General features: G+C 72.5%; 7 protein-coding genes. 3 read left to right on the top strand and 4 right to left on the bottom strand.

Translation table 11 applies throughout. The features are described from left to right. The first annotated feature begins 20 nt into the window (after positions 1-20). Entirely contained in the window at positions 21-161 is a 141-nt protein-coding gene (locus CQZ88_RS32350; protein WP_374703803.1) for a sigma factor-like helix-turn-helix DNA-binding protein, read from the top strand. A 4-nt stretch (positions 162-165) separates the two neighbouring features. Here CQZ88_RS32350 and idi read toward each other — a convergent pair whose 3' ends face one another. Together idi and CQZ88_RS02620 are read right to left on the bottom strand one after the other, a co-directional pair. Further along, a complete protein-coding gene (gene idi, locus CQZ88_RS02625) occupies positions 166-687 on the bottom strand; it encodes an isopentenyl-diphosphate Delta-isomerase (RefSeq protein WP_044476485.1) in 522 nt (173 codons plus the stop codon). 125 nt (positions 688-812) lie between these two features. Further along, on the bottom strand, positions 813-1,277 hold the full coding sequence (locus CQZ88_RS02620; RefSeq protein ID WP_029544742.1) for a tRNA (cytidine(34)-2'-O)-methyltransferase: 465 nt from the start codon (positions 1,275-1,277) through the stop codon (positions 813-815). A 175-nt stretch (positions 1,278-1,452) separates the two neighbouring features. Between CQZ88_RS02620 and CQZ88_RS02615 the strand changes: the two genes are divergently transcribed. Then, complete coding sequence (locus CQZ88_RS02615) at positions 1,453-2,307, top strand: bifunctional methylenetetrahydrofolate dehydrogenase/methenyltetrahydrofolate cyclohydrolase (RefSeq protein WP_180986932.1); 855 nt, start codon at positions 1,453-1,455, stop codon at positions 2,305-2,307. Between the two features lie 4 nt (positions 2,308-2,311). Next, positions 2,312-2,614 (top strand): DUF3017 domain-containing protein, encoded by a 303-nt coding sequence (locus CQZ88_RS02610; RefSeq protein ID WP_029544738.1) that lies wholly within the window; start codon positions 2,312-2,314, stop codon positions 2,612-2,614. A gap of 36 nt (positions 2,615-2,650) precedes the next feature. Here CQZ88_RS02610 and CQZ88_RS02605 read toward each other — a convergent pair whose 3' ends face one another. Beyond that, on the bottom strand, positions 2,651-3,778 hold the full coding sequence (locus CQZ88_RS02605; protein WP_029544736.1) for a homoserine O-acetyltransferase: 1,128 nt from the start codon (positions 3,776-3,778) through the stop codon (positions 2,651-2,653). Next, positions 3,775-4,174 (bottom strand): PLP-dependent transferase (locus CQZ88_RS02600; RefSeq protein WP_180986931.1); only part of this gene is annotated, 400 nt, incomplete at its 5' end. The genes CQZ88_RS02600 and CQZ88_RS02605, both read right to left, overlap by 4 nt.

Here is a 4,174-nt window from a genome sequence, read left to right as displayed (position 1 = left end):
GGTGCGGGCACGGTGAGCCGCTGTATCTCGCCTACTACGAGGGAATGACCTGCGGGCAGATCGCCGAGCGCCTCGATCTGCCCGTCGCGACGGTCCGGGCCCGCATCCGGGCCGGTGTGGCCCGGATGCGGGCCACCGCCACGGACGTGCCCGCCGGCTGACGGCCTATCGGGTCAGCGCCGGCAGCACCGCGCCGAGGACATGCGGCATCCAGGGCGCGAACACCTGCGGGGTCTGTTCCACCTCGCGTACCACCTCGGCGAGGGACTGGAACCGCACCTCGGCCACTTCGCTCGGAACGGGACGAGGAGCCGTGGTGACGCGTCCGACGACCACGTGGTCGAACTCGTGCTCCATCAGCGACGAGTCCGGATCGTGGGCGGAGTAGACGACCGAGGCCACCTCCTGCAGGTCCGACGGGCGCACGCCCAGTTCGTCCCAGCTGCGCCGGGCCGCGGCGTCGAGCACGCTCTCGCCCGGCAGCGGATGTCCGCAGCAGCTGTTGGCCCACAGGCCGGCGAAGTGGTACTTGTCCAGGCTTCTGCGCTGCAGCAGCACGTTGTCGTCGGCATCGAGCAGGAATGCCGAGAATGCGCGATGCAGCGGGGCCGGGGGGCGGTGCGCCGCCACCTTCTCGGCCGTCCCGACTTCCCGACCGTCGCGGTCGACCAGCACGACTAGAGTCACGACGTCTCACCTCCCCGTTCCACGTTCCCACAGTTGCGGCGTTTCCCCACGACGAGGCTCCGCACGCGGCGTCGGTGGGCATTCGGAGCGGCCACCGGAGTGGATGGGTTCGCTGCCGGACCGGCTCAGACCGCGCCCGCGAAGCCGTGCTGGCGCCACGCCTCGTACGTGACCACCGCCGCCGCGTTCGACAGGTTCAGCGAGCGCCGGCCCGGCAGCATCGGAATCCGCACCGTGGCGGTGACGTGCGGGTCGGCGAGCACCTCGTCGGACAGTCCGGTCGGTTCCGGCCCGAAGAGGAACACGTCACCGGGCCGGTACTCGAGCGCGGCGTACGACACGTTCGCGTGCGCGGTGAACGCGTACACCCGCTCCGGCCGCAGCGCGGCCCAGGCGGCCTCGAGGTTCTTGTGCACGGACACCGACGCCAGATCGTGGTAGTCCAGGCCGGCGCGCCGCAGCTTGGGTTCGGAGAGATCGAATCCGAGCGGCTCCACCAGATGCAGCTCGCATCCGGTCCCGGCGACCATGCGGATCGCATTGCCTGTGTTGGGCGGGATACACGGCTCGTGGAACATCACTCGGAACACCGATCCAGCTTGCCAGTCGGTGTCTCCGGGTCGTTCGCCGGCAGCCGCTTCCGGGTCGGACCGTCGCGCGCGGCCGTCCGACCGAGTCGCCGATGCGGCGTGCCCGGCCCGGGGCGGGACCGGCTGTGGTGAGGCTGTCTCCGCCCCGGCTGGACGACCTGAGACAATGGCGGTCGTGACTGCGACGATCCTGGACGGCAAAGCGACCCGCGACGAGATTTTCGAGGACCTGAAGGCCCGCGTGGCCGCGCTGAAGGCGAAGGGCATCACCCCCGGCCTCGGCACCGTTCTCGTCGGCGACGACCCGGGATCCGCGGCGTATGTGCGCGGCAAGCACAACGACTGCGCCAAGGTCGGCATCACCTCCATCCGCCGCGACCTGCCCGTCGCTACGACGCAGGAGGAGCTCGAGGCTGTCATCGACGAGCTGAACGCCGACCCCGCCTGCACCGGCTACATCGTGCAGCTGCCGCTCCCGAAGCACCTCGACGAGAACGCCGCGCTCGAGCGGATCGACCCCGACAAGGACGCCGACGGGCTGCACCCGATCAACCTCGGGCGCCTCGTCCTCGGCAAGGAGGCGGCGCTGCCGTGCACCCCGCGCGGCATCGTGCACCTGCTGCGCCGCTACGAGGTTCCGATCGCGGGTGCCCACGTGGCCGTCGTGGGCCGCGGCGTCACCGTCGGCCGGCCGATCGGGCTGCTGCTCACCCGGCGCAGCGAGAACGCCACCGTGACCCTCTGCCACACCGGCACGAAGGATCTCGCCGCGGAGGTGCGGCGCGCGGACATCGTCGTCGCCGCCGCCGGTGTGCCGGGACTGATCACCGCCGACATGGTCAAGCCGGGTGCGGCGGTCCTGGACGTGGGTGTGAGCCGGACGCCGGAGGGCCTGCGCGGCGACGTCGCCGACGACGTCCGCGAGGTCGCCGGGTTCCTCTCGCCCAATCCCGGCGGCGTCGGCCCCCTGACCCGTGCGTTCCTGCTGGCGAACGTGGTCGAGCGAGCCGAACAGCTCGCCGGCCGCTGACCCGGTGGTGCAACTGGCCGGCGCGGAGCGCTGGGTGCGTCTGGCCCGGCGGAATCTGCCCCTGCTGGCGGTGACGGTCGTCATCGCCGCGGCGGTGATCCTCGTCGTGGCGGATCGGTGGCGCCGCGGTGCGTTCGTCTTCGGCAGCGCCACCCTGCTCGCCGGCCTGCTGCGCCTGTGGGTGCCCGAGGACCTGGTCGGCGTGCTCGCCGTGCGCAGCCGGACCTTCGACGTGTCCGCGCTCCTCGTGGTGGGCGGTCTCATCATCGCCCTGGCGGTCTCGATCGATCCTCTCGGCACCGGCTGAACCGCCGGGCCTCGGCGGCCCGGCGGCACGCGGTTCTCAGCCCCGCGCGAGGGTGACGAGCTCGGACAGGAGCTTGGCGACGGCGTCGGCCTCGGTGAGGAAGCCGTCGTGACCGTCCCGGGACTCGAGGACGCGCAGCCCGTCGCAGCCGGGCAGCCCGTCGGCGATCTCCTGCTGCAGCCGCAGCGGGTACAGGCGGTCGGAGTCCACGCCGGCGACGATCGTCGGCACCGGGGTGGATCCGAGCGCGGCGGCCACGCCGCCCCGGCCGTGCCCGACGTCGTGCCGGTTCATCGCCTGGGTGAGCGCCACGTAGGTACCGGGATCGAAGCGGGCGACGAGCTTGTCGGCCTGGTGCTCCAGGTAGCTCTGCACCGCGTATCGGCCACCGTTCCAAGGGTTTTCACTCCCCTGGGGGGAGTTGGCGAAGCGGGTGTCGAGCTCGCCCTCGGTCCGGTACGTCAGGTGCGCGATCCGCCGTGCGATGCCCAGTCCGGCCCGCGGCACCCGTCCGGTTCCGTAGTAGTCCCCGCCTTGCCAGTCCGGGTCGGCGGTGATTGCGGCGATCTGCGTGGTCTGGGTGCCGATCTGGTCGGCGGTGGCGCGGGCGCCCACCGCCAGGACCAGGGCCGCCCGCACCCGTTCCGGATATCCGACGATCCATTCGAGCGTCCGCATGCCGCCCATGGACCCTCCGGTCACGGCGGCGAACCTATCGATGCCGAGCGCGTCGGCGAGGGCGACCTCGGCGGCGACCTGGTCGCGCACCGTGATGCCGGGGAACCGGGAGCCCCACGCCTTGCCGTCCGGGGCGGTCGAACCGGGCCCGGTGGTGCCGCGGCAGCCGCCCAGCACGTTCGTCGCCACGACGCACCACCGGTCGGTGTCGATCGGCGCACCGGGACCGACCATCCCGGACCACCAGCCCGGCGACGGGTGCTCGGGCCCGGCGGGGCCGGTCACGTGCGAGTCCCCGGTGAGGGCGTGTTCGACGAGGACGACGTTGTCGCGGGTCGGCGACAGCCTGCCCCACCGTTGCACCGCCACCGTCACGTCGGGCAGGGTCGCGCCGCTCTCCAGCGCCAGCGGCCCGATGTCGACCGTGCCCAGACGGCCGTCCTCCGGCGGCAGCTCCACGTGGCGCCGGTCGACGCGCGCCGTCAAGACGCGACCGCCTCGAGGCCGGTGGTGATGTCGGCGAGGATGTCGTCGATGCCTTCGATGCCCACGGCGAGGCGGACCTGGCCGGGGGTGACGCCGGCGGCGAGTTGCTCGGTGGCGGTGAGCTGGGAGTGGGTGGTGGAGGCGGGGTGGATGACCAGCGAGCGGACGTCGCCGATGTTGGCGACGTGGCTGTGCAGGGTCAGTGCGTCGACGAACTTCTTGCCGGCGTCGACGCCGCCGGCGAGTTCGAAGGTGACGATGGCGCCGGTGCCGCGGGGGGCGAGCTGCCGGCCGCGCCGGTACCAGGGGGAGGAGGGCAGGCCGGCGTAGGCGACGGAGGTGACCTCGGGGCGACCGTCGAGGAATTCGGCGACGCGGGCGGCGTTGGCGACGTGC

This window comes from Rhodococcus sp. ENV425 (assembly GCF_002887785.1).
Taxonomy (GTDB): domain Bacteria; phylum Actinomycetota; class Actinomycetes; order Mycobacteriales; family Mycobacteriaceae; genus Rhodococcus; species Rhodococcus aetherivorans.
The sequence above is the reverse complement of the archived record's forward strand: the minus strand, read 5'-3'. Positions and strand labels throughout refer to the sequence as shown.